We start from the raw sequence: 21,786 nt of genomic DNA, 5'->3' as shown, positions 1-21,786 counted from the left end.
ACAAAAAATAACCTTTTATGAACGCCTGTACATCTGCGTCATCAAAAGGTCCGAACAGCCAAAAAAGACACTCATTTTGAGATCGTCCCTTCTGTCTCGGTCCTGTTCGGCTCAGAGCAGAATCCAACGTAACCTTCAAATGAAGTTATGATGGTCTTACAAACTTGCTAAAGTAGAGCATGTGCCCCTGGAGTGCAGCTCGGACCGTCCGATGCCGCCTCCTGCACAGTATAACAAAAAACATCAGTTTTTTCACGTGAAGTTTTGCACAGGGAATAGAACGATTTTGGTCGTTTTCATAGCTAGGGTGCTTCTACAATTGTATATCCCCTGAAATGACCTGAATTCGCTCTCCCTGATCCGTTTCTACTACGAGTGCCCCGGAAGGGTCCAAGCCAACAGCTGTACCTTCTACAGTTATCCCTTGCCCGGTATGTGCCCGTATGCTACGGTTCATAGTCACGGACAAAGCCTCCCACAGCATGGCTATAGGCTGAAACCCCTGCTCGGCATACAACTTGCTTAGCTGTTCCATCTCTTCTAGCACTGAGGCGATCAGCACAGTACGGTCAATTTCACGCCCTGCTTCTATTTTCAAGGACGTTCCCACCTGCGATAACTCTTCCGGGTAATCTTCTTTATTTAAATTCACATCAATGCCAATCCCTGCAATACAGTATCGAACCCGTTGATCCTCTGTTGCAGATTCCAGCAGAATACCGGATACTTTGCGACCATGAATCAGCACGTCGTTTGGCCATTTGATACCAGCCTCCACACCTGTCAGCCGACGAATGGCCCTGCACACTGCTACACCTGTAAGTAGTGTTAGCTGGGGGGTAAAAGCCAAGGGCTGGGTAGGACGCAACACAATGCTCATCCAGACTCCTTTGCCACGAGGGGAATACCACTTCCGTCCCAAACGCCCCCGACCTGCCGTTTGTTCCTCCGCAAGCACTACTGTCCCCTCTGGCGCGCCCTCTTCTGCCAAACGCATGGCATCTTGCTGAGTGGAAACCGTCGAATCCAGTACAACAATACGCTGGCCAAACGATTGAGTATTTAACATATCGGCCAATTTGGAGACTTGCAGCCGATCCGGTCGGGATATCAATTGATAGCCCCGACGCGAGGAGGCATCAATGTTGTAGCCCAACTCACGCAGTTTGTTGATCTGCTTCCATACTGCTGTTCGGCTAACCGAGAGGCGTCGGCTGATTTCCTCCCCTGATACGTAATCGGATGTACCTTCCTCCAGTATGCCTAACAATCTTTCATGATTATTCACTACTCATCACCCGTTTCGCTTCCTGAAGCAATGTTTCTGTTTCATTCGGAATATCTCCGCAGGCAACAGCTTGTAAAAGCTGTTCCATCATCTGACCCAGCCAAGGGCCGCCTGGTCGATTCATCGCCTGAACCAGTTCATTTCCTGTAATATTTAAATCTTTGATACGAACGACTACAGCCTGCTTTGTCCACGAGCTTGCCAGTTCGGCTGTTTTCGCCACATGCTTTTCTACCCACGGCGGTAATCCGCGGAATGAAGCAGGCAGTGTCTTGTAAAGATCAAGCCAGTCTGAAGCTGTATCTTTTCCCAGTCTAATTAGCAGACGAATCCAGCTACGACGCAGCGCCTCATCGTTGACAATGCCAGACTCCCCCGGATCGGAATCGCCAGCTATGGCACCAGCACTGTAGATTAATTCGGTCTCCCATTCCAGCAGATGAACCAGCCGAAGTCGTACCGCGTTGGAAAAGGTCCAAGCTCTTAGTAGCTCGTCCGCTGCCTCTGAGGTAAGTCTACAAGACATTAAGAGCAGGCCCCACCGCAGTTCTTCTTGCAGTTGAACGATCCCCTTGAGCGCCCATGCTTCACATTGTTCCCAAGGAACCGGAACCTTCGTACAACCGAGCAATCCGCTACGGCTCAGCATCTCCAACCCACGTAAAGGGTCAGGGCCCGCTAGCATCTTTTCCAGCTCGACCCGCACACGTTCCATGGCTATGTAACGAAGTCCCTCTTTGCGCCGAATCATGCCTTTCCAGGTGTTGTAAGCAACACGGAACCGAAACACAGAGGCAAAACGGATGCATCGCAGCATTCGTAACCCGTCCTCTTCAAAACGTTCCTCGGCTCGGCCTACACAACGAACGAGAGCGGCTCGTAAATCGGCTTCTCCTCCAAATGGGTCCACCCGCTCTCCGTGTTCTGCCATCGCAATCGCATTCATAGTAAAATCCCGTCGCATCAGATCCTCACGGATATCCTTTACGAAGGCAACTTCCGTTGGACGGCGGTGATCGGCATAACCACTTTCCGTACGAAAAGTGGTTACCTCGAACGCATGGCCACCCTGCATGACCGTAACCGTCCCATGCTGAATTCCTGTCGGAATGACGTGAGGGAATAGCGCTATGACCTGTTCAGGCTCAGCCGAAGTAGTCAAATCCATATCATGAATGGCTCTTCCTAATAGCTCATCCCGCACACAGCCACCGACCCAGTAGGCTTCGTGGCCTGCTGCGGTTAGTGCATGTATGACCTCTCTGCCATGAAATGCCATCTCTTGGTCAGCATATTGCCAAGTATTTGTATTCATAGGGTTTCCCCCTTTGCAAGTATTCAATATAAAAAACGGACGCGAGTCCGCCCTCTTAAACGCTGATCGGTTTAAGATCCGGCACCTCGCGTCCCAACACACGGTAATATATCTCTTCATATTGACGGGTAATCAGCTCATCACAAAAAACGGTACGGGCGCGGGTCAGACACGCTTCACGGAAACGTTCCGCCATCGCTTCATCGGACAACAGCTCTACTGCATAATCAGCCATTGCCTCAGTATTACCGATTTCAGCAAGATACCCCGTACTTCCATGCACAACGAGTTCAGGTACTCCCCCTGCCTGAGAACCGATTGTCGGCACTCCACAGGCCATTGCTTCCAGTGCAACCAGACCAAAACTTTCTTTTTCCGAGGGAAGCAGCAGCACATCCGCCATAGAAATCACTTCTGCGATCTGATCCTGCTTACCTAAAAAGAAGACCTTATCTTGCAGACCTAAATTCTCGATTTTGCAACGGATTTTTGGAAGATCCGGTCCTTCTCCCACCAACAGCAGCTTCGCAGGTACTTTACGTTGCACTTTTTCAAATATATCCAGCACATCTCCCACCCTTTTGACAGGACGGAAATTGGAAATATGCATCATTATTTTTTCATGCGGTTGGGCAAAATCTCTTCTAAGCGCCGCGGCATCTCGTGGATAATATACCCGTTTATCTACAAAATTGTAGGTTAAATCAATAGGTCGTGTAATTTCCAACGCATCTATCGTCTCCCGAATCAAATCCTTGGAAACCGCTGTCACAGCGTCACTTTTGTTAATAGCCAGCCGAATCAGGTCCTTCAACGACTCATCCTGTGCCAACACTGTAATGTCCGTACCGTGCAAGGTGGTTACCACCTTCAGATGATCACCCACCATTTCCTTCGCCAAGTAAGCGCATACTGCATGGGGTACCGCATAATGAACATGGAGTACGTCCAAATTCTTCATTTGTGCGACTTGGGCCATTTTGGTCGCCAGTGACAAATCATAGGGTGGATATCTAAACACGTAATAATCGTTAACTTCAACCTCATGATAAAAAATATTTTTCTGAAACGCCCCGCCTAATCTGAACGGAATGCTATTGGCAATGAAATGGACCTCATGCCCTTTTTCTGCCAGCAACTTACCCAACTCAGTAGCCACTACGCCGGAGCCACCCAACGACGGATAACAGGTAATTCCAATTTTCAATTTGTCATTCAAGCTAAGCTGCCTCCTTCCGCTCATCAGTGATAACTTTCCTGCCGATTTATTTTAACATTCTGCAAAATGCTCAAGTATAGAATTCTTATGTGAATAGCTTAACCAGATATGGCGTTTTGGACGCAAAGCCTTCTGCATACGAAATCAGTTTGCGTTGACCCAACAACGAGTCGCGAGCTTTTACGCGTTCCACATATCCCTGATTTAAGGGTGTGGATACTGTATCCTTTCCAGGTGCTGCCTGAAATTGCGAAGCATAACTCAACAAAGACCGTTCTTTGGCTTCATAATGCTCGGTGATATCCACAATCAAATCCGTTCTGCCAATATCATTAATAAAATAAAAATATAATTGCTCTACCTGTACCGCAGGATTTTCTGGCATAAAACGTCGCAACTTGGCGTTAAATACCGCTTCCTCCACTAACTTACTGCACATGACATGGTCTGGATGCCGATCCTCCCAATAAGGAGCAAATACGACTTTCGGTGCATGGCGCCGTATTTCTGCTGTAACTGCAGCTACATGTTCTGGAGTTACATATAATCCACGATCCGGCAGACCTAGATTCGTCCGCACGGCAAGTCCGAGTACTTTTGCAGCGTGTTCTGCCTCTGCCATACGAGTATCCACATCACCATTAGATGACATTTCAGCCCACGTCAAATCGCAAACGCCCACCTTTAAACCAGCGGCTGTATGCTTGGCAATCGTGCCTCCCATTCCTATTTCTGCATCGTCGGCATGGGCTCCGAAGATTAAGATGTCCAGTGTCATTTTATATCACCTTGCTGGTCAATCCCCGGTTTATATTTATGTACCAGCTCACGCCAAGCAAAATCGCCACGGTCTAGCGCCTTAACCAGTATTTCAGCAGTTGCAACGTTGGTTGCCAGAGGAATCCCTTGTACATCACACAGACGTAACAGGGCGCTAATATCCGGTTCATGCGGCTGGGCCATAAGCGGATCACGCAAAAATATAATCAAGTCCATGTCATTTTGTGCAACCATAGCCCCGATTTGCTGATCTCCTCCAAGCGGACCGGACATGAAACGGTGAATTTGAAGCTTGGTTTGCTCCATAATGCGCAGACCTGTTGTACCTGTTGAAAATAACTGGTGATCTGTAAAAACATGCTCATAGGCCGTTATGAAATTTACCATTTCATCCTTTTTTCGGTCATGCGCTATAAATGCAATCTTTAACATTCAAAGTTCCTCCTGCCTCATTCTATAATTTCGTTCGTCAAATCATTCGCGTATTCTTAATCGATGTAATGCTCAAATCCATACACAAGCCCTGGCTGCTCCATGACCTTCTGAATACCGATTTTAACACCCGGCATATAGCCCGCTCGTTCATAAGAATCCTGACGAATTTTCAGAGATTGTCCAAACCCTCCGAAGATTACTTCTTGCTGTGCGAACACACCGGGAAGACGGACACTGTGAACACGGAACCCTTGATAGTACCCCCCCCGTGATCCTTCTAACGTTTCTTCCTCTTCCGGGTTACCCTGTCGTAGCTCTTCACGCTGTTCGGCGATCAGCTCTGCGGTCTTAATGGCTGTGCCCGATGGCGCGTCCAATTTTTGGTCACCATGATATTCGATGATTTCCAGATGCGGGAAGTATTTCGCTGCCTGAGCCGCAAACCGCATCATCAAAATGACTCCAATCGAAAAGTTCGGCGCGATCAGACCACCAATTTGCTGCTCACGACACTGCTTGTCCAGTTCATTAATCTGTTCGGGGGTAAACCCTGTCGTTCCGATAACCGGACGTACTCCATACTTGATAGCAATCGCTGTATGTGCGTACGCAAAACGCGGCCCCGTAAAATCGACCATGACATCCGCTCGACTATCCAGTAAAGCCTGCTCCACGTCCTCCACAATAGCGATACCCGCTTCCGGTAATCCGACGAGAAGGCCGGCATCACTGCCGGCATGTGTTCTGTTCACTGCGGCCACAAGCTGTAGTTCCTCATCCTGAAGAACCAATTTGACAACTTCACGGCCCATACGCCCTGCTGCTCCTACAACAGCCACTTTTATTGGTTCTGACATATCCCTACAACTCCTTATGCATCCATTTGTGTTAGATCTGTTCATTCATCTGCTGGCATAACTTCTTCATGAGGTTGGCAAGCTGCACATTGTGAGGAAACAGTGCAGCCGCCTCGCGAGCAGCCTGCACAGCTAGCTTATACTCATTCAATTCATCATAAATCAATGCGAGCAGCAAAAAAGCATCCCCACATAACGGATCGAGGGCTATTGCTCGTTCCAATAGCAAAATCGCATCCTGACGCACCTGTGGCGTAGCTCTGTCGACATCCAGCATTTTTCTGGCCTTCTCCGTATGCTGCCTGGCTTCCTGCGCATGCAGATGGAGAACATATTCATCCTGCTGTGGAGCGAGACGAACCGCATGCTCTGCATACGCGAGAGCCTGCTCCAAACGACCACTACGAGCATAGGTAACCGAGCACCGGAAATAATGCTCCGCATGATCAGGCTGGGCTGAAATTGCTTTTTCAAACCATTCCACGGCCTGCTCAAAATCGTTCTGCAAAATGCACTGATAAGCTTTCTGAACGTATTCCTCCGCCTTCATGACACTGCACCTCCGGGTAACCGGTTTGGTACAGCATATGTACAAAACGCCTAATCGGTGTCCTTTTTGGTCCAGCGATTCGCGTCACGCGTGTTAAATTTTTGCATGACCTTATCATGAGCCTCGGTCAAATTTATACCTAGCGAGTTCGCAAAGCAAACTGTGATGAACAAAATGTCCCCCAGCTCCAGCTCAATCGAATTGTCCGCCTCATCCGTTTTTTTCGGTTTCTCGCCAAAGGAGTGATTGACTTCCCTCGCCAGTTCCCCGACTTCCTCAGACATCCGGGCCAACATCGCCAAAGGGCTAAAATACCCTTCCTTAAATTGAGATATATACTGGTCTACCTCACGTTGAATTTCATCTAATGATTTTTCCATGAAACACGCAATCCCCCCATGTGCAGGTTTATTCATATGTTATCGTAAAGCACATTTTAAAACAAATTTTTTTTAATTGTGTACTTATGATCCCAACTTACAGTCATCAGTCTTTTAAAGATAGCGTAAAAAGGTATACTACATATAAGGAACTGCGATTTAGCAAAATCAGCATGAAGTCGTTCTTCCTTAAACTGCTACTGCGAGGGATCATATGAAGATATCCAAGTCCATGGAACAGCTTAAACTGATTTTACCCATTGTGCTCGGGACCGCCATCTATGCATTCGGTCTGCTTTATTTTATAATACCCAGTAAACTGATGGAAGGTGGTATTACAGGGATCACCCTGCTGCTCAATTATGCTTTTTCGATTTCACCCTCTCTCTCCACATTGTTGCTGAACATTCCTTTATTTTTAATTGGGTGGAAAATGCTTGGGGGCAAGCAAATTCTATATACAGGGGTGGGTATCGGGTCGCTCACTTTTTTTCTGTGGTTGTATGAAAAAATGATTCATTTCGGATGGATGGGAACATTTCAAACTGAACACGATTTTATACTTTCTTCATTATATGCGGGGGTTACGCTTGGGGCCGGATTAGGTATTGTGTTCCGCTTTGGCGGCACCACGGGCGGCTCGGATATAATCGCTCGTATTCTAAACAGGAAGTTTGGCTGGAGTATGGGAAGGATTCTGCTGGTCATTGATATCGTCATTATCGGTGCTTCACTACTTTACATACCAAAAGAAAAAATTCTATATACATTAGTCGCCGTGTTCATCGCGTCCAAAATTATTGATTTTATACAAGAAGGGGCCTATTCTGCCAGAGCCTTTATGATTATCAGCGACCAGACGATGGACATTGCGGATATTATTATTAGGGACATGGATCGTGGAGTTACTATTATTCCGGCTGTAGGTGCATTTTCCAAGCAGGCCAAGCATGTTGCCTATTGTGTCGTGCCTCGTCAGGAAATACGACGTTTGCACCAAATTGTTAAATCGGTTGATCCACGGGCGTTTATTATCATACAGGATGTGCATGATGTACATGGAGAGGGGTTCAAAGAGGAATAGCCCGGAAATCCGGGCGATGGGCTAACCTATATGGATGGCTCAGGAGCCAACGACGCGAATATTCGAATTTTGCATCGTTATCCAGAGAAACCAGCTCGATATTTACGATAACCTGCATAGACCAACGCCAGCAGGACAATCATGCCGATTGCCAATTCTGCCCGGCGCTCACTTTCACGCGGGATAAATGGCGCCAGGGCAGTGGCGTCTTTTTCACGTCCAAACAGGGCATTAAACGTCGGATTTCCCTGATCCAACGCCCCTCTAATCGCTGAGGCATCTGCATTTTGCTGATCTCCCAATCCTTTGACGTAGGAAATCCATGAATCAGCCCGGACAACTTCACTTGTTCTGCCATGAATCAATGCTGCTGTACGGATCGTCTCATAGTGGTCCTCCAGCACTGCGGCTCCAGCTTTGAAACCCTTCATGTTGCCTTTAGCAAACTGGCTGTTCAAGCCACTAACATCTTCTTTTAAAATCTTATAATACTGCTGCCATAAGGGCTGACGCGGATGTGCAAGCGCATCTGTCGCAAGTCGTAAATTGGCCGCAGCCTTCACCCATTCATCCGGTGATGCTTGGACGGACTGTGTAGCTTGCTGCACCTCAAGGATGCTGCCGGACAAAGCATGAATGGCCTCTACAGATAACGCTGCCTGCACCTGTCCAGTGCCAAACCATCGACTCACTTCGGCTACATCCGCGCGCGCTTTTTCAATGTTCCCGTCCATCACATCTCGGTACAGTATCGCAGCTGCATGATCCAGTTCCTCAATCTCTTTTGTATTTCCTACGGGTTTTGACTGATCACGCGCTTCTGCCACACCTGGAGGGACGCAGACGGACAGCAGCAGGACCATAGATAAAACAACACTCGAAACAATACGTATCATAATTTGCAACGCCTGACCCCTAATCATGGGACATCCCTCCTCACCTTACTGTATGGCAAGGTTACCGAGACTAGAACTTGCTTTAAGACAAATGGTATCCCCCTCAAAATCTGCAACCACAATCGTGTCATATTGAGGTATATACATAAAATTATCTTTAAAAAAAGAGATGCATAGAATAAGACCAGACATTCACTATTTTCCGCAGCAAAAAGTGAATACGGATTTAATCTAGCACTTTTATTTTTCAGTAACTTTAAATCCGACTGCTCTTCAGGTTCAATTTCTCAACTTTAATGTCCAACTTGTTTATGATTACTTTCCGGTTCAATTGATATTATTGTGCTGAAACAAACCCGAATTTAGGGTAAAAATTCTTCACACTATCATTGCGAACAAATACATAGCATCACAGTTGCCCTGTCGTACGTAAGGGATATATTTATCATTCCAAAAGCCCAATTGATACCAAGCTTCAAAATCAAAACCAAAACTTTGTTTAGCTAAATGATTAAAGCTCTTTCTTATTTTATGATCATCACGGTTCCTTTTTTAAATATATATTCTTTTTGGTTTATAACAATGTTCATCTCTATTTCTCCACTTCCACTCCCACTCGATTGCGCGCAAACATGGCAAGCCATGCCGCTATAATACTGACAAGGGTCAGCATATAGGTAAAAGCACGCACTTGTGGTACATCATCCGTTAGCGTCTTTGGAAGATACGGATATATACCAAATGTATAATCCATCGTATCATTTAACAATGTCCAGAGTGCGGCTAGGCATAAAGCAGTCCATTTGCAGGTGAAAAAACGCACGAACAGCAGTGCTTCGACCGCCATTGCCGTGTGAGATGCCACCAGCATCCAATCCTGCCATATCATATGTCCCCCCTGCGCAACTCCCCAAAAAATAATAGCTGAAGCCCAGATGCCATATTTTACACTCGTGACAACAGCCAATGCCTCGATGATCTGGCGAATGACCTTCAAGCTCTTGAGACGCGGAGAATAGAGCAAAAATGCTATAGAGATCGTAAAAAACAGACTCGCCGTCGGACTATCAGGCACAAATACAATCTGCCACATTGGGTGATAATTTAGTGTATATTCCAACTGCCCCCCATACCATATGTACCCATACACCGTTCCAACCAGATTACACCAGAACAGCAGCCACAAAAAAGGCCGGCTCGTCAAGAACGACCGGCTCCACAAATAAGATAACGACACGTCCTTCATCCTCCGTTCATACGACAGTTGCCTTGTACAGGTCCCATCCTACAAAGACTATATCATATCCAAGCGTATCAAAAAAACCTGACCGCCGCTACAGTCAGGTTTGATGATTATAATCTTGAACTAAAGATTCGTCTGAAATCCAACTCAGGATTCCTAAGATTGTTCTAACTCATTGCTTTCAGCTCATCCGTAAGATGACGAAAAGCTACTTCATCTCCGGAGGCTAGCGCCTCATCAATATCCTTGTAGAGTTTTTCACTCCGGTGTTTACGTAATGCCTCGTCCAAAACCATTTCAGCAGACAGGCCCAACATTACTTCATAAGTAACCTTCATTTTATCCATAGGATGCACCTCCAACATGAGTTTAAGAGATCCTATATTCTTTTCCTTTCGCCACATAGCTGAGTGCCGTTCGTGACATCCGCTGCAAATCTGCATCTGTCAATTCGCGCACCACTTTGGCAGGTGTACCGAGAGAAAGAGTATAGGGTGGTATTTTGGTATTTTCCGTAACGACCGACCCTGCTCCTATTAAAGCATATTCACCAAGCTCCGCTCCGTTGAGTACAATGGCCCCCATACCGATTAAAGTGCCTTTGCCTACCGTACAACCGTGGATTATTGCAGCATGACCTACCGAAATATCATCCGCCAGCAACAGGGGCTGATCCGTGTTCACATGTCCCACGACACCGTCCTGAATATTGCAGCGTTCACCGATGATGATAGGCGCCATATCTCCGCGCAGTACGGCATTAAACCATACAGAGGAATCTTGACCGATCGTTACTTTTCCGACAATTTTTGCTCCTTCTGCCATATAGACAGATGAATGGAGCTGTGGCATGTTTCCGTTATAGTGAATCAGCAACAACTTCACCCTCTCATTTTGGGTGAAATTCTATCAACATGTGTGCTGCTTGTCAATGGAGCCGTATACCCGAGTCGTTCCGACCAATGCGGCACTCTCCCGCCAACTTCAGCCCCCAGGCCGTCATCTGTACAGATGGTCCCGTCGAATGTTCACCCTGACGAAGCATACCCAAGTGAAGCATCATTCGTATAATCCTCTGATCAAAGACCGAACGGGGCGTATCATAGTAAAACGGTCGAATCAGTGGGCCAATATGTACAAAAAGCGACTCTGAGGACGTCCAGGGCCTGGCACATTCTCCAATCCAGTAGACTAGAGACAGCAAATTAGGAACGGCTCCTTTATACAATCTTAACCAAAACCTGAATAGCTGTATCATTTCTTCCTCAATTGTATGCTCCTGATGCGCTTCTCCCTTTGCCGTCAGCACAACTTGGTCCCCTTTCTCCTCAATGTACTTGGAGTGACGGGCATAATCATATAGTAGTGCCATTCGGTCTGGATAAAACTTAAAAGAGGAGCCATACCCGAAACGCCATCCTCCCTTACCCAAAAGCGGCTCCGCAATGTGCAAATGTTCCATCAGCTGCTGCTGATTGCGACGATACCAAGCTCCCTCGGGATTTAGCGGAACCTCATGCTGCCCCATGTATTGAAGGAAAAGCCGTAAATCCTCTGCCAGCAGATGCCCTTCATCCCGGTACGACGACGGTTCGCTTACCCGGGTCATTCCGTTTTGGAAGTCATGTACCATAACACGTCGAAAGCGCTCCTTCATATCCAACGGAATTTGGAACAAATACCTGGTATTGTGCGTCGAACCGTTGAACAACCAGCCACTAGAACGCAGACGGGTCACAATATCCCTTGGCCGCTCACCAGGATTCTCGTCCTCCTCAACAGACTGTTTGGCTATTGCAATCAATTCCTCCATGCTGAAATACGGTCGGTCATCGAACAGCAACGCGTTCAAAAACCTTACCTCTGACAACCTAAGCTCCTTGACCTGCGTCTCAAAAAAACTACTGCTGCCGAGCTTCGTCAAAATCCCCTGGATCAACTCATGTTTGGAATTAGGTTTACAGTCACAATCGTAATACACCGCGATTCTGTTCAAATGCACAATATCCGCAAATGTCAGCATATCCGCCAGATTCATTGTTCCATCGCCTCGTCACTGGACTGTCATCCGGAATTGATTCTTACCTGTTGTACCCACAGCTTTGACGGATTGTTCAGACTCTAAACCTCTTTTTTTGCAAAGGTATAATTAAAAAACAAAAAAGACCACGACTCCTACGATAAGTAGAAGCCTTGGTCTTTTACTAACTTTTTGAGTTACAGTCACTTTTCTCTTGCAAATGCTTCGTGCAATTATACAAAAGTGGTGCCCAATCCATATCCTCACGCTGGAGTACACTAAGTGACAAATTGCCGATTCGTTCCGTGAATTTTTCCTGATACAGAGCCTTATACAAATTAGCCAAAAAACCGCCGTGGGAAACGACCAGCAGATTCTTGTCCCGATTTTCCGTCCAAATGGCTTCCATAAAAGCTAGCCCGCGAAGCTGAAGATCCGCATCGCTTTCCTGCCCTAGATCCAGCAGATGCCAGTCGACTCCCCACTTCTCTTCACGCTCGGCCTGGGTCATGCCCTCGACCTGACCATAAGCACGTTCTCTTAGCCGATCATCAGGCTCTAACAACGGGAGATGCAGAGCAGAAGCAATAATCTCCCCAGTCTCTTTCGCTCTGGAGAGACTACTTGTAATAAGCCCGTCCCAATGATAAGGTTCTTCCTTTAATCGTTCTGCCAGCAAGCGTGCCTGCCGACGCCCTTCCTCATTCAAGGGAATATCACTGTGACCCTGGATTTTCCCTACCGCATTCCAATCCGTCAATCCATGTCTGATCAAGCCAATAAGCATCGTGTCGTTTCCTCCGCTGTTTTGTTATTCAGGCATTGTTATGAATTCATATTGGAGCCCAGCTGTCCTGCTAATTTCTGACCCTTCTCGCCCGATGGATCCAGCCCAGAGAAAATAAAGCAAGCGCAAGTGCCAATACAGACAACAACATCCAGTATTGCGGATAAGTAGGAACAATGCTAGCAACCAGCGGGTCCATAATGCCACTATTCACATCTTTAATGTGGTATTGATATTGTGGAGATGTACTTGTAGTTTTCAACAGGCCTGTCGGTAAAATACCTGTGTCCATGACAGGAGCTGCTTGAGGGGGATTTTCCTGAGAGGAGCTTCCGTTCCAGTTCAAAAACAAGAAGCTACATAAAAATACGGCCAAGAAGCCGGCGATCCATACAGACATATACTTACGGGCTGCTGGGTTCACACGCGCACGTCGATGCTCGCCCGGAACAAGCCACGGTGATTCTTCATAAATTCGATCCATGACTCTGCGATTCATTGCCTCTAGCTTTTCATCTGTTATTTCAAAGGAAATATCACGAATATCGGACCGATTTTCTTTTGACAAATTCCACTCTTTTTCTTCCGAACCATGCTCCCACCCAGCAGACGAGCTTTTGGCCCGTCTGCGCTCCGAGTCTTGTTTCGATACATTTTTGCCTGTAGCGAACAAATCCTCAGTGTCCCTGGATTTCATTGGCTGCTCATCCCTTCGTTTTCCTCATAGAGAGGCTCAAAAAAATAAGGCTCCAACTGCGTCTTCACACTGGATCTTGCCCGGAAAAGCAATGACTTCACCGCACTGACCGTCTGTCCTAAAATAGTCGCAATCTCCTGATAATCCAATTGCTCATATTCACGCAAAATCAGCGCAGATCGCTGCTTCTCAGGCAATCTATTGATCGCTTCACGCACCATCTCTACCTTCTCACCGCGAAGGACGGCCTGCTCCGGAATGACATCCGATGGAGCTACCGGTACATAACCGCTCTCCTCCAATGGAACCTGACCGCTACGGTGCTTGCGAAGCTCACTTAGCACCGTATTGCGTGCAATCGTATATAACCAAGTGGAAAACGATGCGTCTACCTCGCGAAAAGAGTGCAGGCTCCGATACGCTTTATAAAACGTTTCTGAGCACAAGTCCTCAGCAATCATTTCCAGGTTCGAACTTTTCAGCATATGATAAACAAAAGCTAAAATTTTACGTTGGTGCCGCCTCATTAATTCTGAATAAACCTCAACATTACCTTGTTTGATTTCCTGAATCATCTGGGAATCTGTCATCATCCGAGTGAGACCCTCCTCGCCCATACATGTGCTGTTTTCCCGTTCGATTCTGTCTATATATACCGAACAGGTCAAAAAAAGTTGCGCCCTCTGCGCAAATGGATGAAACAGCATCATGGAACATTTGTTATTTTCTTACCCTATGTAGTGCCAACATTAACGGTGCTATCCCCAACAATATTCAACATCCAAAATGGACTTACCCATTGTACCACAAAATGTCCGTCAGTAAAAAAGTCCAAAATCCCCACGATTTCTATCAATGCCTCCCTAACGCTGGTACCTGATTCATTTATACAGCTTTTCAGGGGATTTTAAATTTTTTCAAGATTAAATGACAACCCCATTGAAAATGTTCTATTCAAATACATCAATAAGGAAAAAAACACAAAAAGAAAACGCTTCAAAAAAATTATTGACAAAATGAAAACGTATACATATAATAAAAGTACAGTATGGTTTCTCTCCACTCCTATCCTACTCAGCTACTTCACTAAAAGTAGCTACCACCCGGGGCTTTACCCGGGTGGTCTTTTTTTGTTTTCTTTAATAATAATTAGTGAGAAGGATTGTCTCATTTGTTCTTCAAATAACAAAAAAGCGGGCGAAAGTTTCTTCACCCGCTTTAAAACTTTTCCTATTATTTCACTCCCAGAAAGCATAGTACTTTTAAGGCGATCCGTAGCGCAGCGATCCATTTGAATCTAGAGAAGCGTAGCGTTCGCCTTTGCAGGGGGATTCTTACCTTTAGATAATTTAAAAAGTCCAGAGAATCCCCCTGCAACAGCGATCGTAAGATCAAATGGATCGCGGAGCGGTGTACCTCCTTAACGAACACTCATACTTTCTCCACCCTTCACACCACCACTTTATACCCCATCGAATCCAGCAGAGTCTTGGCACGCTCCCAATCCTGCTCTTGACGGAAGGAAAGCCGCATGATGCCTGGGACATCCTCCCGGCTTTCAATGATTTGCATATTGCTCAGATTAATGCTGTGATTCCCCAGTTCCATAGCAATTCGCCCGATAATCCCTGGGGTATCCGGTACATCAATATACAGATCAAACGTGGAGACGATGACTCCTTTGCGACGCTCTGGCAGTTCACTGCGGAAGTGCCCAGCTGTCAAAAACTCGTCAGCGATTCCCTCACCGTCTTGTATTCTCAGTAAATGGGTAAAACGCTCAATCTGTCCGTTCCATTCTTCCAACAGGCCTAGTAAAACTTCACGATTGCTCAGTAAGATGTCCCGCCACACAACCGGATCACTAGAGGCTATCCGTGTAATATCACGGAACCCGCCCGCAGCCAATGTACGGTACAACGGATTTTCATCATTGTGCTTTCGCACCTGATTCACCAGCGCCGCTGCAATAATGTGCGGAAGATGGCTAATCGCACCGACAATATCATCATGCATATCAGGTTGGACACGCACAACATGAGCACTAGTATATTTTAATAAACGTTCCAGTGAACTGTATGCTTCCTCAGGCACACCCTCTGCCGGGGAAAGCACATAATATGCGTTTTCAAATAACAATGCGGAAGCAGCCTTTACACCGGAACGCTCCGAACCAGCCATCGGATGACCACCGATAAAGTAAGCGTTGCGCAAAGAAATTTCTGATGCTTTTTTGGCAATTGCCGATTTCGTGCTGCCTACATCAGTAATAATACAACCCGTTTTAAGCGGTAGCTTGCTTAACAGTTCGAGATAATGCTCCAATAAGCCCACAGGTACGCATAAAAAAATAAAATCGGCATCCGCTGCCGCTTCTTCAACCGAAAGAGTCGCGGTGTCCACGACACCACGGCTTAACATCGGTTCCATCAATTCAGGGAGATGGGCATGGCCGACAACAGTAATATCCGGCTTCCCTTTAAAACAAAGTGCGAGGGACCCACCAATCAGTCCCACGCCGAAAATGGCAATCTTCATCAATTATCAAATCCCATCTGCGGAAATTATAGGCGTACTTTCGCCGCTTCCGCCCCCAGGACCTGTTCCAGCACACGAATAAACAACTCATTTTGCGGCTGTGATCCAACCGACACCCTAATATATGTCGGATATTTATGATGACCTGCGCGAATAATCACACCTTTACGAAGCAACTCCTGGAATATCTCACCGGATGGACGACGTACATCCAGCATAATAAAATTACCATGTGCTGGGAAAGACTCCAGCCCCAGACGCTTGAGCTCATTTTGCAAATAAGCTCTGCCCTCTGCATTACGATCACGGCATTCTTGAACAAATTCCTGATCTTCCAAGGCAGCAATGGCCGCAGCCTGCGCTACCCGTGATGTATTAAACGGCTCACGAACCTGATTTATCAAGCGAATGATTGACTCGGCTCCCATACCATAACCAATGCGCAGCGAAGCAAGCCCATAGATTTTGGAGAAGGTGCGTAGTACAACCAGGTTTTCATACGCTGGCAACAAACGAATGCCGTCGGGATACGAGCGATCCGTCACAAACTCGGCGTAGGCTTCATCCAGAACAACCATGATGTGCTTTGGTACTTGGTCCAAAAACGCAATCAGCTCTGCTTCGGGTACAATCGTGCCCGTCGGGTTATTTGGATTACAGATCCAAATAATTTTTGTACGGTCATTGATGTGAGACAGCATAGCATCCAAATCATGTACACCGTCACGCAAAGGTACCTCAACTGCAACCGCTCCCTCAATTTCCACATTACTTTTGTATACGGAAAATGTCTGATCGGCCATAATGCTTTCTTCCCCGGGAAGGAGGAAAGCACGCGTAATCAACGCAATAATTTCGTCAGATCCGCAGCCATAGATAAACTGTTCCTCTTTTAAACCCGTCCGTTTAGCTAGTGCCTGTGTCAAAGCTACGGCACTTCCGTCAGGATATACACTAATGTTGGCAAACTCCTGCTGAATGGCCTGCAACACTTTGGGAGAGCTACCATACGGATTCTCATTCGAAGCGAGCTTGATGACTTCATCGAGTCCCAGCTCACGTTTTACGTCTTCAATCGGTTTACCGGGCTGATATACTGGCAAATGTACAATATGCGGTTTAGGTTGCATGCCCCTACCTCCTCTATCCAATCAGAACATATTTATTACTTTCTATTTTGACAGTTACTGCTTTAATTGTGCCACAAAATTATGAATTTGCAAAAGACCTTCTTGCCTGCGCGCAGAATCATTCAGCAATGGAATGGCCTCCTCCACCTGACGTACAATTGCACTGCCGACCACAACTCCATCGCAAATGTTTGAAAACCGGGCTACCTGCTCTTGAGTAGAGATCCCGAAGCCAACCGCTACCGGAATATCTGTATGCCGTTTGACCTGCGCGATAAAGTCCTCTATACCTTCAAAAAAGGAGGCTCTTTCCCCAGTTACACCCAGCGAGGATACACAGTATACAAATCCTCGGGCCTGACGGACAATTCGTTCGATCCGCTGTTCAGAAGTTGGAGCCACCAGAGGAATCAGATGCACACCCACCTCTGCGGCCCGTCCTCCCAGCTCCTCCGCTTCCTCAAGCGGAAGGTCCGGAATAATCAGACCGCTGATACCGTGCTCCTGCAAGCCTGCAAAGAAAGCATCCATACCCATCTGTAATACAGGGTTATAATACGTGAACAGAATAAAAGGCAGACTTGAACCTGCCGCTCTGGCCAGAGAAGCTGTCTCCATGCACGTGCGAATGGAAATTTGCCGTTTCAGTGCACGCTCAGACGCGCGCTGAATTACAGGACCGTCAGCCAGCGGGTCGGAATAGGGTACACCCAGTTCCAATATGTCAGCTCCGGCCGACTCTAACAGCCGAATGATCTCTATTGTAGTATCCACATCCGGGTCGCCTACCGTCAGAAAAGGAATTAATGCCGTTTTGCCTTCATTTTTAAGGCGACCAAACGCCTGATCAATTAAATTCATGACGGATTTCCTCCCAAATACTTGATAATGGAGTCCACATCTTTATCCCCGCGTCCAGACAAACAAATAACGATAATATCATCTGCCGTCAACGTAGGTGCCAGCTTGACGACCTGCGCAACTGCATGTGCCGACTCTAATGCAGGAAGTATTCCTTCGGTACGGCAGAGGAGCTGAAGTGCATCCAGCGCTTCCTGATCCGTGATCGGAACATATTTGGCCCGCTCAATATCTTTCAGGTATGAATGCTCCGGTCCAACACCTGGATAATCTAATCCAGCCGAGATGGAATGCGCAGGTTGCACTTGTCCATACTCATCCTGAAGCAGATAACTCATAGAGCCTTGGAAGACCCCTTGTGTTCCCTTGGTCATCGTAGCTGCATGGAATTCCGTTTCGACACCTTTTCCAGCGGCCTCCACGCCAATCAATGCGACACCCTGATCCTCAATAAAAGGATAAAACATGCCGATGGCATTGCTTCCGCCACCGATCGCTGCCACGATGACATCCGGAAGTCTGCCTTCCTTCTCTAGGATCTGGCGACGTGTTTCATCACCAATCACACGTTGGAAGTCCCGCACCATCATCGGATACGGGTGCGGGCCGACAGCTGAACCCAAAATATAGAACGTATCATGGACATGGCTGACCCAGTAACGCAAAGCTTCATTCCCGGCATCCTTAAGTGTACGTGTACCTGATGTCACCGGAATGACCTCTGCACCCAAAAGCTGCATCCGAAAGACGTTCAGCTGCTGGCGCACAGTATCCTCTTCGCCCATAAACACCTTGCATTCCAATCCGAGCAACGCAGCCACAGTCGCTGTCGCGACACCATGCTGTCCTGCGCCTGTTTCAGCAATGACCTTCTGTTTCCCCATACGCTTCGCCAGCAATCCCTGAGCTAATGCATTATTGATTTTGTGGGCACCGGTATGATTTAAATCTTCGCGCTTCAAGTAAATTTTAGCTCCGCCCAAATGCTGACTCAGACGCTCCGCATAATAAAGCGGCGTTTCCCGACCAGAATAGTCCTTAAGGAGCCCGTTCAACTCTGCTTTAAACTCGGGATCATCCGCGTACTTACGGTAGGATTCCTCCAATTCAATCAGTGCGTTCATCAACGTTTCCGGTACAAAACGTCCTCCAAATGTTCCAAAACGTCCGTTGTTATCAGGTAATTGTGTCATGCCTGCTTCACCCTTTCTACGAATGCTGTGATTTTTGCAATGTCCTTGACTCCGTTCGTCTCTACACCGCTGGATACATCCAGCCCATGGGGATGATACTCATGAACCAGCTTTTCCGCATTATCGGCAGTCAACCCGCCGGCTACAAACAAAGGAATTCCATGTTGATGGGTCCAAGCCTGATAGGCAGGAATTCGATCCCACGCAAACGTTTTTCCGGAGCCGCCGCCATACAGGGGATCGTATGTATCCAGCAATAAAGCGTCAATTGTCCCGACATAGGCATCCAATTCGTCCGCCGAGCGTTCTGTTTGTCCTTGACTGTCCACAGACCATGCCTTGAATACCTGTATACCAAAATGCTCCCTAATCTCCCGACAGCGCTGCGGACTCTCCTGTCCATGCAGCTGTATGACATCCAAGGGTGCTTTCTCCATCACATCATTTAACAGTGCATCACCAGGGTTCACAAATACACCCACGCTACGCGGTCTGCTGCCTGAGGTCCATTCATCTATTACGCGAAGCAGCTTTCCAGCCTGTACGCCGTCAATCCGGCGCTTGCTGTCAGCAAACACAAAACCTATATAATCGACCGGTAAGTTTACCATAGATTTTAGCACTTCAACGCTTTGAAGTCCACAAATTTTTACGCCCGTTTTGTTCATGCTTTAACCCCGTCCATCAATTCGGCTACAGCCTGTCCTACATCTTCCTTGCGCATAAGATGCTCCCCCACCAAGATACCGTGTGCACCTACCGAATGCAGATAATTAACATCTTCCGGTCCCGCAATTCCGCTCTCACTGATGAACGTAACCCCTTTAGGAATTAGTGAGATCAGCTCCTCTGTCGTCTGGAGACGAGTCTCGAATGTCCGCAGATTTCGGTTATTTACGCCAATTAAGGTTGCTGTCCCCAGCTCCAGCACCGCTTTAAGCTCCTCACTGTCATGCACCTCTACCAACGTGTCCAGCCCGAGGTCCTTGGCAATCTGTAAAAAAGACCCTAATACACGGGGTTCCAGGATAGCGGCAATCAATAGCACCGCATCCGCTCCCAGCAGACGAGCTTCATATATTTGCCGTTCATCAATGATAAAATCCTTTCGCAGCAGCGGAATCTTCACCTGATCGCGAATTTGCTGTAAATATTCAGGGCTCCCCTGAAAATATGTCACATCTGTCAGTACAGAAATGCAATCCGCTCCTGCTCCCTCATATGCACGTGCAATGTCCACCGGATGGAAATCCGGTCGAATCAGCCCTTTGGATGGGGAAGCCTTCTTCACCTCAGCAATCAGTCCGAGCGGACGATTGCGTTTGCTCGCGATCGCATTTTCGAATCCTCTCGTCGCAGGTAAATCAGCAATTAATCGTTCAGCTTTACTTATTTGAAAACCCTCCTTAAGCTGCTCCACTTCTTGTCGCTTCGTCACCACAATTTTGTCAAGATACATATTGATATTCCCCCGTTGCCTGTATTAATTGATCCAGCTTGGAAATTGCCAGTCCCGAGTCAATGGCTTCTGCCGCTCGTGCTACTCCGTCCGTCAAGGTAGCCGCTGCACCTGATACATAAATGCACGCTCCTGCATTCGCTAACACAACATCCCGATAAGCTCCATGCTCTCCGTTTAAAATTCGTCGTATGATATCTGCGTTAACCTGTGCGTCGCCGCCCAGCACCTGATCAAGAGAATGCGTCTGCAAGCCCAGATCCGACGGATGAAGCTCGAACGTGTGAACCTTGCCGTCCTTCAGTTCGGATACACGTGTCGGAGCTGAAATACTAATTTCATCTAGCCCATCCAGACTACTGACAACCATGGCCCGTTTGGAGCCGAGCTGGTTCAATACCTCGGCAATGACTTCCGTTTTGTTGGCGTCATAAATGCCCAACAGCTGCCGATCCGCACCAGCCGGATTCGTCAAAGGACCTAGCATATTGAATACCGTCCGCACACCCAGCTCGCGGCGCGGCGCGGCGGCATGCTTCATAGACGGATGATACAGCTGTGCGAATAAAAAGCAGATGCCGATTCGGTCCAGACATGACCTAGCCTGATCACTCGTCAAATGAATGTTGACTCCCAATGCCTCCAGGACATCAGCGCTCCCGGCACGGCCACTTGCAGAACGATTGCCATGCTTTGCTACCCGTACAGACACCGAAGCTGCGATGATCGCGGATATCGTGGAAATATTAAACTTGTGAATCCCTGAACCTCCGGTTCCACATGTGTCCAGCAGACGACCACTGCCTTCTTCAGCTTGCACTGGACTAGCGTAGCTACGCATAGCCTCGGCAAAACCAGTGATTTCATCTACCGTTTCCCCTTTGAGGCGAAGAGCCGTCAGCAGCCCGCCAATTTGCGCCTGTGTAGCACTTCCACTCATAATCTGTTCCATTACGCTACGGGCCTCCGTACGCGAAAGGTGCTGTCCCTCAATGATCCGGCTTAACCCCACTTGCATCATGTCATGTCGTTCCATTGTCGTCTCCTCCTCAAA

The 21,786-nt window shown here is 47.4% G+C and carries 24 protein-coding genes; 1 reads left to right on the top strand and 23 read right to left on the bottom strand.

The window, feature by feature from the left end; genetic code table 11:
• Window positions 1-313: 313 nt before the first annotated feature.
• From ACUYLD_RS07565 to ACUYLD_RS07530, 8 genes are all read right to left on the bottom strand, one after another.
• On the bottom strand, window positions 314-1,288 hold the full coding sequence (locus ACUYLD_RS07565; protein WP_446674705.1) for a biotin--[acetyl-CoA-carboxylase] ligase: 975 nt from the start codon (window positions 1,286-1,288) through the stop codon (window positions 314-316).
• The gene (locus tag ACUYLD_RS07560; RefSeq protein ID WP_342418445.1) at window positions 1,281-2,603 is read right to left on the bottom strand and encodes a CCA tRNA nucleotidyltransferase; all 1,323 of its coding nucleotides are present in this window, start codon (window positions 2,601-2,603) and stop codon (window positions 1,281-1,283) included. The genes ACUYLD_RS07565 and ACUYLD_RS07560 overlap by 8 nt, the downstream gene beginning before the upstream one ends.
• Window positions 2,604-2,658: 55 nt before the next feature.
• The gene (bshA, locus tag ACUYLD_RS07555; protein WP_061829193.1) at window positions 2,659-3,822 is read right to left on the bottom strand and encodes an N-acetyl-alpha-D-glucosaminyl L-malate synthase BshA; all 1,164 of its coding nucleotides are present in this window, start codon (window positions 3,820-3,822) and stop codon (window positions 2,659-2,661) included.
• Window positions 3,823-3,907: 85 nt separating this feature from the next.
• A complete protein-coding gene (gene bshB1, locus ACUYLD_RS07550) occupies window positions 3,908-4,600 on the bottom strand; it encodes a bacillithiol biosynthesis deacetylase BshB1 (RefSeq protein WP_446674704.1) in 693 nt (230 codons plus the stop codon).
• Entirely contained in the window at window positions 4,597-5,034 is a 438-nt protein-coding gene (gene mgsA / locus ACUYLD_RS07545) for a methylglyoxal synthase (protein ID WP_013310694.1), read from the bottom strand. The genes bshB1 and mgsA overlap by 4 nt, the downstream gene beginning before the upstream one ends.
• A gap of 56 nt (window positions 5,035-5,090) precedes the next feature.
• Window positions 5,091-5,894 carry a 4-hydroxy-tetrahydrodipicolinate reductase gene (gene dapB, locus ACUYLD_RS07540; RefSeq protein ID WP_061829195.1) on the bottom strand — a complete coding sequence of 268 codons (804 nt, stop codon included), beginning with the start codon at window positions 5,892-5,894 and terminating at the stop codon, window positions 5,091-5,093.
• A gap of 31 nt (window positions 5,895-5,925) precedes the next feature.
• Window positions 5,926-6,444: a tetratricopeptide repeat protein gene (locus ACUYLD_RS07535; RefSeq protein ID WP_013310696.1), complete on the bottom strand. Its 519-nt coding sequence runs from the start codon at window positions 6,442-6,444 to the stop codon at window positions 5,926-5,928.
• Between the two features lie 50 nt (window positions 6,445-6,494).
• Window positions 6,495-6,824 (bottom strand): nucleotide pyrophosphohydrolase, encoded by a 330-nt coding sequence (locus ACUYLD_RS07530; protein ID WP_023989148.1) that lies wholly within the window; start codon window positions 6,822-6,824, stop codon window positions 6,495-6,497.
• A 214-nt stretch (window positions 6,825-7,038) separates the two neighbouring features.
• Between ACUYLD_RS07530 and ACUYLD_RS07525 the strand changes: the two genes are divergently transcribed.
• Window positions 7,039-7,908: a YitT family protein gene (locus tag ACUYLD_RS07525; RefSeq protein ID WP_061829196.1), complete on the top strand. Its 870-nt coding sequence runs from the start codon at window positions 7,039-7,041 to the stop codon at window positions 7,906-7,908.
• Window positions 7,909-7,985: 77 nt separating this feature from the next.
• Here the strand turns inward: ACUYLD_RS07525 and ACUYLD_RS07520 are convergent, their stop codons facing one another.
• The 15 genes from ACUYLD_RS07520 to trpD form a co-directional block, all read right to left on the bottom strand.
• Window positions 7,986-8,831, bottom strand: a complete 846-nt coding sequence (locus ACUYLD_RS07520; protein ID WP_061829197.1) for a sporulation protein YpjB — start codon at window positions 8,829-8,831, stop codon at window positions 7,986-7,988.
• A gap of 565 nt (window positions 8,832-9,396) precedes the next feature.
• On the bottom strand, window positions 9,397-10,041 hold the full coding sequence (locus ACUYLD_RS07515) for a DUF1405 domain-containing protein (RefSeq protein ID WP_322159794.1): 645 nt from the start codon (window positions 10,039-10,041) through the stop codon (window positions 9,397-9,399).
• A 173-nt stretch (window positions 10,042-10,214) separates the two neighbouring features.
• Entirely contained in the window at window positions 10,215-10,394 is a 180-nt protein-coding gene (locus ACUYLD_RS07510; RefSeq protein WP_013371655.1) for an IDEAL domain-containing protein, read from the bottom strand.
• A 22-nt stretch (window positions 10,395-10,416) separates the two neighbouring features.
• Window positions 10,417-10,923, bottom strand: a complete 507-nt coding sequence (locus tag ACUYLD_RS07505) for a gamma carbonic anhydrase family protein (RefSeq protein WP_023989153.1) — start codon at window positions 10,921-10,923, stop codon at window positions 10,417-10,419.
• Between the two features lie 52 nt (window positions 10,924-10,975).
• A complete protein-coding gene (locus ACUYLD_RS07500; RefSeq protein WP_061829200.1) occupies window positions 10,976-12,085 on the bottom strand; it encodes a hypothetical protein in 1,110 nt (369 codons plus the stop codon).
• Between the two features lie 166 nt (window positions 12,086-12,251).
• Window positions 12,252-12,854 carry a histidine phosphatase family protein gene (locus ACUYLD_RS07495; RefSeq protein WP_068941607.1) on the bottom strand — a complete coding sequence of 201 codons (603 nt, stop codon included), beginning with the start codon at window positions 12,852-12,854 and terminating at the stop codon, window positions 12,252-12,254.
• Between the two features lie 70 nt (window positions 12,855-12,924).
• The gene (locus tag ACUYLD_RS07490) at window positions 12,925-13,551 is read right to left on the bottom strand and encodes a hypothetical protein (RefSeq protein ID WP_061829202.1); all 627 of its coding nucleotides are present in this window, start codon (window positions 13,549-13,551) and stop codon (window positions 12,925-12,927) included.
• Window positions 13,548-14,144, bottom strand: coding sequence for an RNA polymerase sigma factor (locus ACUYLD_RS07485; protein WP_172828252.1), 597 nt, complete (start codon window positions 14,142-14,144; stop codon window positions 13,548-13,550). The genes ACUYLD_RS07490 and ACUYLD_RS07485 overlap by 4 nt, the downstream gene beginning before the upstream one ends.
• A gap of 856 nt (window positions 14,145-15,000) precedes the next feature.
• The gene (locus tag ACUYLD_RS07480; RefSeq protein ID WP_446674703.1) at window positions 15,001-16,089 is read right to left on the bottom strand and encodes a prephenate dehydrogenase; all 1,089 of its coding nucleotides are present in this window, start codon (window positions 16,087-16,089) and stop codon (window positions 15,001-15,003) included.
• Window positions 16,090-16,115: 26 nt separating this feature from the next.
• Window positions 16,116-17,219, bottom strand: a complete 1,104-nt coding sequence (gene hisC / locus ACUYLD_RS07475; protein ID WP_446674702.1) for a histidinol-phosphate transaminase — start codon at window positions 17,217-17,219, stop codon at window positions 16,116-16,118.
• Between the two features lie 54 nt (window positions 17,220-17,273).
• Window positions 17,274-18,080 (bottom strand): tryptophan synthase subunit alpha, encoded by an 807-nt coding sequence (gene trpA / locus ACUYLD_RS07470; protein WP_069289824.1) that lies wholly within the window; start codon window positions 18,078-18,080, stop codon window positions 17,274-17,276.
• Window positions 18,077-19,273, bottom strand: coding sequence for a tryptophan synthase subunit beta (gene trpB / locus ACUYLD_RS07465; RefSeq protein ID WP_069289825.1), 1,197 nt, complete (start codon window positions 19,271-19,273; stop codon window positions 18,077-18,079). Before trpB ends, trpA begins: the two co-directional genes overlap by 4 nt.
• Window positions 19,270-19,941, bottom strand: coding sequence for a phosphoribosylanthranilate isomerase (locus ACUYLD_RS07460; RefSeq protein ID WP_446674701.1), 672 nt, complete (start codon window positions 19,939-19,941; stop codon window positions 19,270-19,272). The genes trpB and ACUYLD_RS07460 overlap by 4 nt, the downstream gene beginning before the upstream one ends.
• The gene (gene trpC, locus ACUYLD_RS07455) at window positions 19,938-20,732 is read right to left on the bottom strand and encodes an indole-3-glycerol phosphate synthase TrpC (RefSeq protein WP_446674700.1); all 795 of its coding nucleotides are present in this window, start codon (window positions 20,730-20,732) and stop codon (window positions 19,938-19,940) included. Before trpC ends, ACUYLD_RS07460 begins: the two co-directional genes overlap by 4 nt.
• Window positions 20,722-21,768 (bottom strand): anthranilate phosphoribosyltransferase, encoded by a 1,047-nt coding sequence (gene trpD / locus ACUYLD_RS07450; protein ID WP_446674699.1) that lies wholly within the window; start codon window positions 21,766-21,768, stop codon window positions 20,722-20,724. The genes trpC and trpD overlap by 11 nt, the downstream gene beginning before the upstream one ends.
• Window positions 21,769-21,786 lie beyond the last annotated feature (18 nt).

The organism is Paenibacillus sp. SER-28, from assembly GCF_052906305.1.
Note: the sequence above shows the minus strand (reverse complement) of the source record. Positions and strands in the feature narration are given on the sequence as shown.

Excerpts from the sequence above, each read along its gene's own strand:
- ACUYLD_RS07495 (WP_068941607.1), bottom strand. The coding sequence starts at position 12,854 with ATGCTTATTGGCTTGATCAGACATGGATTGACGGATTGGAATGCGGTA.
- ACUYLD_RS07520 (WP_061829197.1), bottom strand. The coding sequence starts at position 8,831 with ATGATTAGGGGTCAGGCGTTGCAAATTATGATACGTATTGTTTCGAGT.
- ACUYLD_RS07510 (WP_013371655.1), bottom strand. The coding sequence starts at position 10,394 with ATGGATAAAATGAAGGTTACTTATGAAGTAATGTTGGGCCTGTCTGCT.
- ACUYLD_RS07490 (WP_061829202.1), bottom strand. The coding sequence starts at position 13,551 with ATGAAATCCAGGGACACTGAGGATTTGTTCGCTACAGGCAAAAATGTA.
- ACUYLD_RS07560 (WP_342418445.1), bottom strand. The coding sequence starts at position 2,603 with ATGAATACAAATACTTGGCAATATGCTGACCAAGAGATGGCATTTCAT.
- mgsA (WP_013310694.1), bottom strand. The coding sequence starts at position 5,034 with ATGTTAAAGATTGCATTTATAGCGCATGACCGAAAAAAGGATGAAATG.
- ACUYLD_RS07500 (WP_061829200.1), bottom strand. The coding sequence starts at position 12,085 with ATGAATCTGGCGGATATGCTGACATTTGCGGATATTGTGCATTTGAAC.
- ACUYLD_RS07525 (WP_061829196.1), top strand. The coding sequence starts at position 7,039 with ATGAAGATATCCAAGTCCATGGAACAGCTTAAACTGATTTTACCCATT.
- trpC (WP_446674700.1), bottom strand. The coding sequence starts at position 20,732 with ATGTATCTTGACAAAATTGTGGTGACGAAGCGACAAGAAGTGGAGCAG.
- trpA (WP_069289824.1), bottom strand. The coding sequence starts at position 18,080 with ATGAATTTAATTGATCAGGCGTTTGGTCGCCTTAAAAATGAAGGCAAA.
- ACUYLD_RS07530 (WP_023989148.1), bottom strand. The coding sequence starts at position 6,824 with ATGGAAAAATCATTAGATGAAATTCAACGTGAGGTAGACCAGTATATA.
- ACUYLD_RS07460 (WP_446674701.1), bottom strand. The coding sequence starts at position 19,941 with ATGAACAAAACGGGCGTAAAAATTTGTGGACTTCAAAGCGTTGAAGTG.
- trpB (WP_069289825.1), bottom strand. The coding sequence starts at position 19,273 with ATGACACAATTACCTGATAACAACGGACGTTTTGGAACATTTGGAGGA.
- ACUYLD_RS07485 (WP_172828252.1), bottom strand. The coding sequence starts at position 14,144 with ATGATGACAGATTCCCAGATGATTCAGGAAATCAAACAAGGTAATGTT.
- dapB (WP_061829195.1), bottom strand. The coding sequence starts at position 5,894 with ATGTCAGAACCAATAAAAGTGGCTGTTGTAGGAGCAGCAGGGCGTATG.
- bshB1 (WP_446674704.1), bottom strand. The coding sequence starts at position 4,600 with ATGACACTGGACATCTTAATCTTCGGAGCCCATGCCGACGATGCAGAA.
- ACUYLD_RS07480 (WP_446674703.1), bottom strand. The coding sequence starts at position 16,089 with ATGAAGATTGCCATTTTCGGCGTGGGACTGATTGGTGGGTCCCTCGCA.
- trpD (WP_446674699.1), bottom strand. The coding sequence starts at position 21,768 with ATGGAACGACATGACATGATGCAAGTGGGGTTAAGCCGGATCATTGAG.
- hisC (WP_446674702.1), bottom strand. The coding sequence starts at position 17,219 with ATGCAACCTAAACCGCATATTGTACATTTGCCAGTATATCAGCCCGGT.
- ACUYLD_RS07535 (WP_013310696.1), bottom strand. The coding sequence starts at position 6,444 with ATGAAGGCGGAGGAATACGTTCAGAAAGCTTATCAGTGCATTTTGCAG.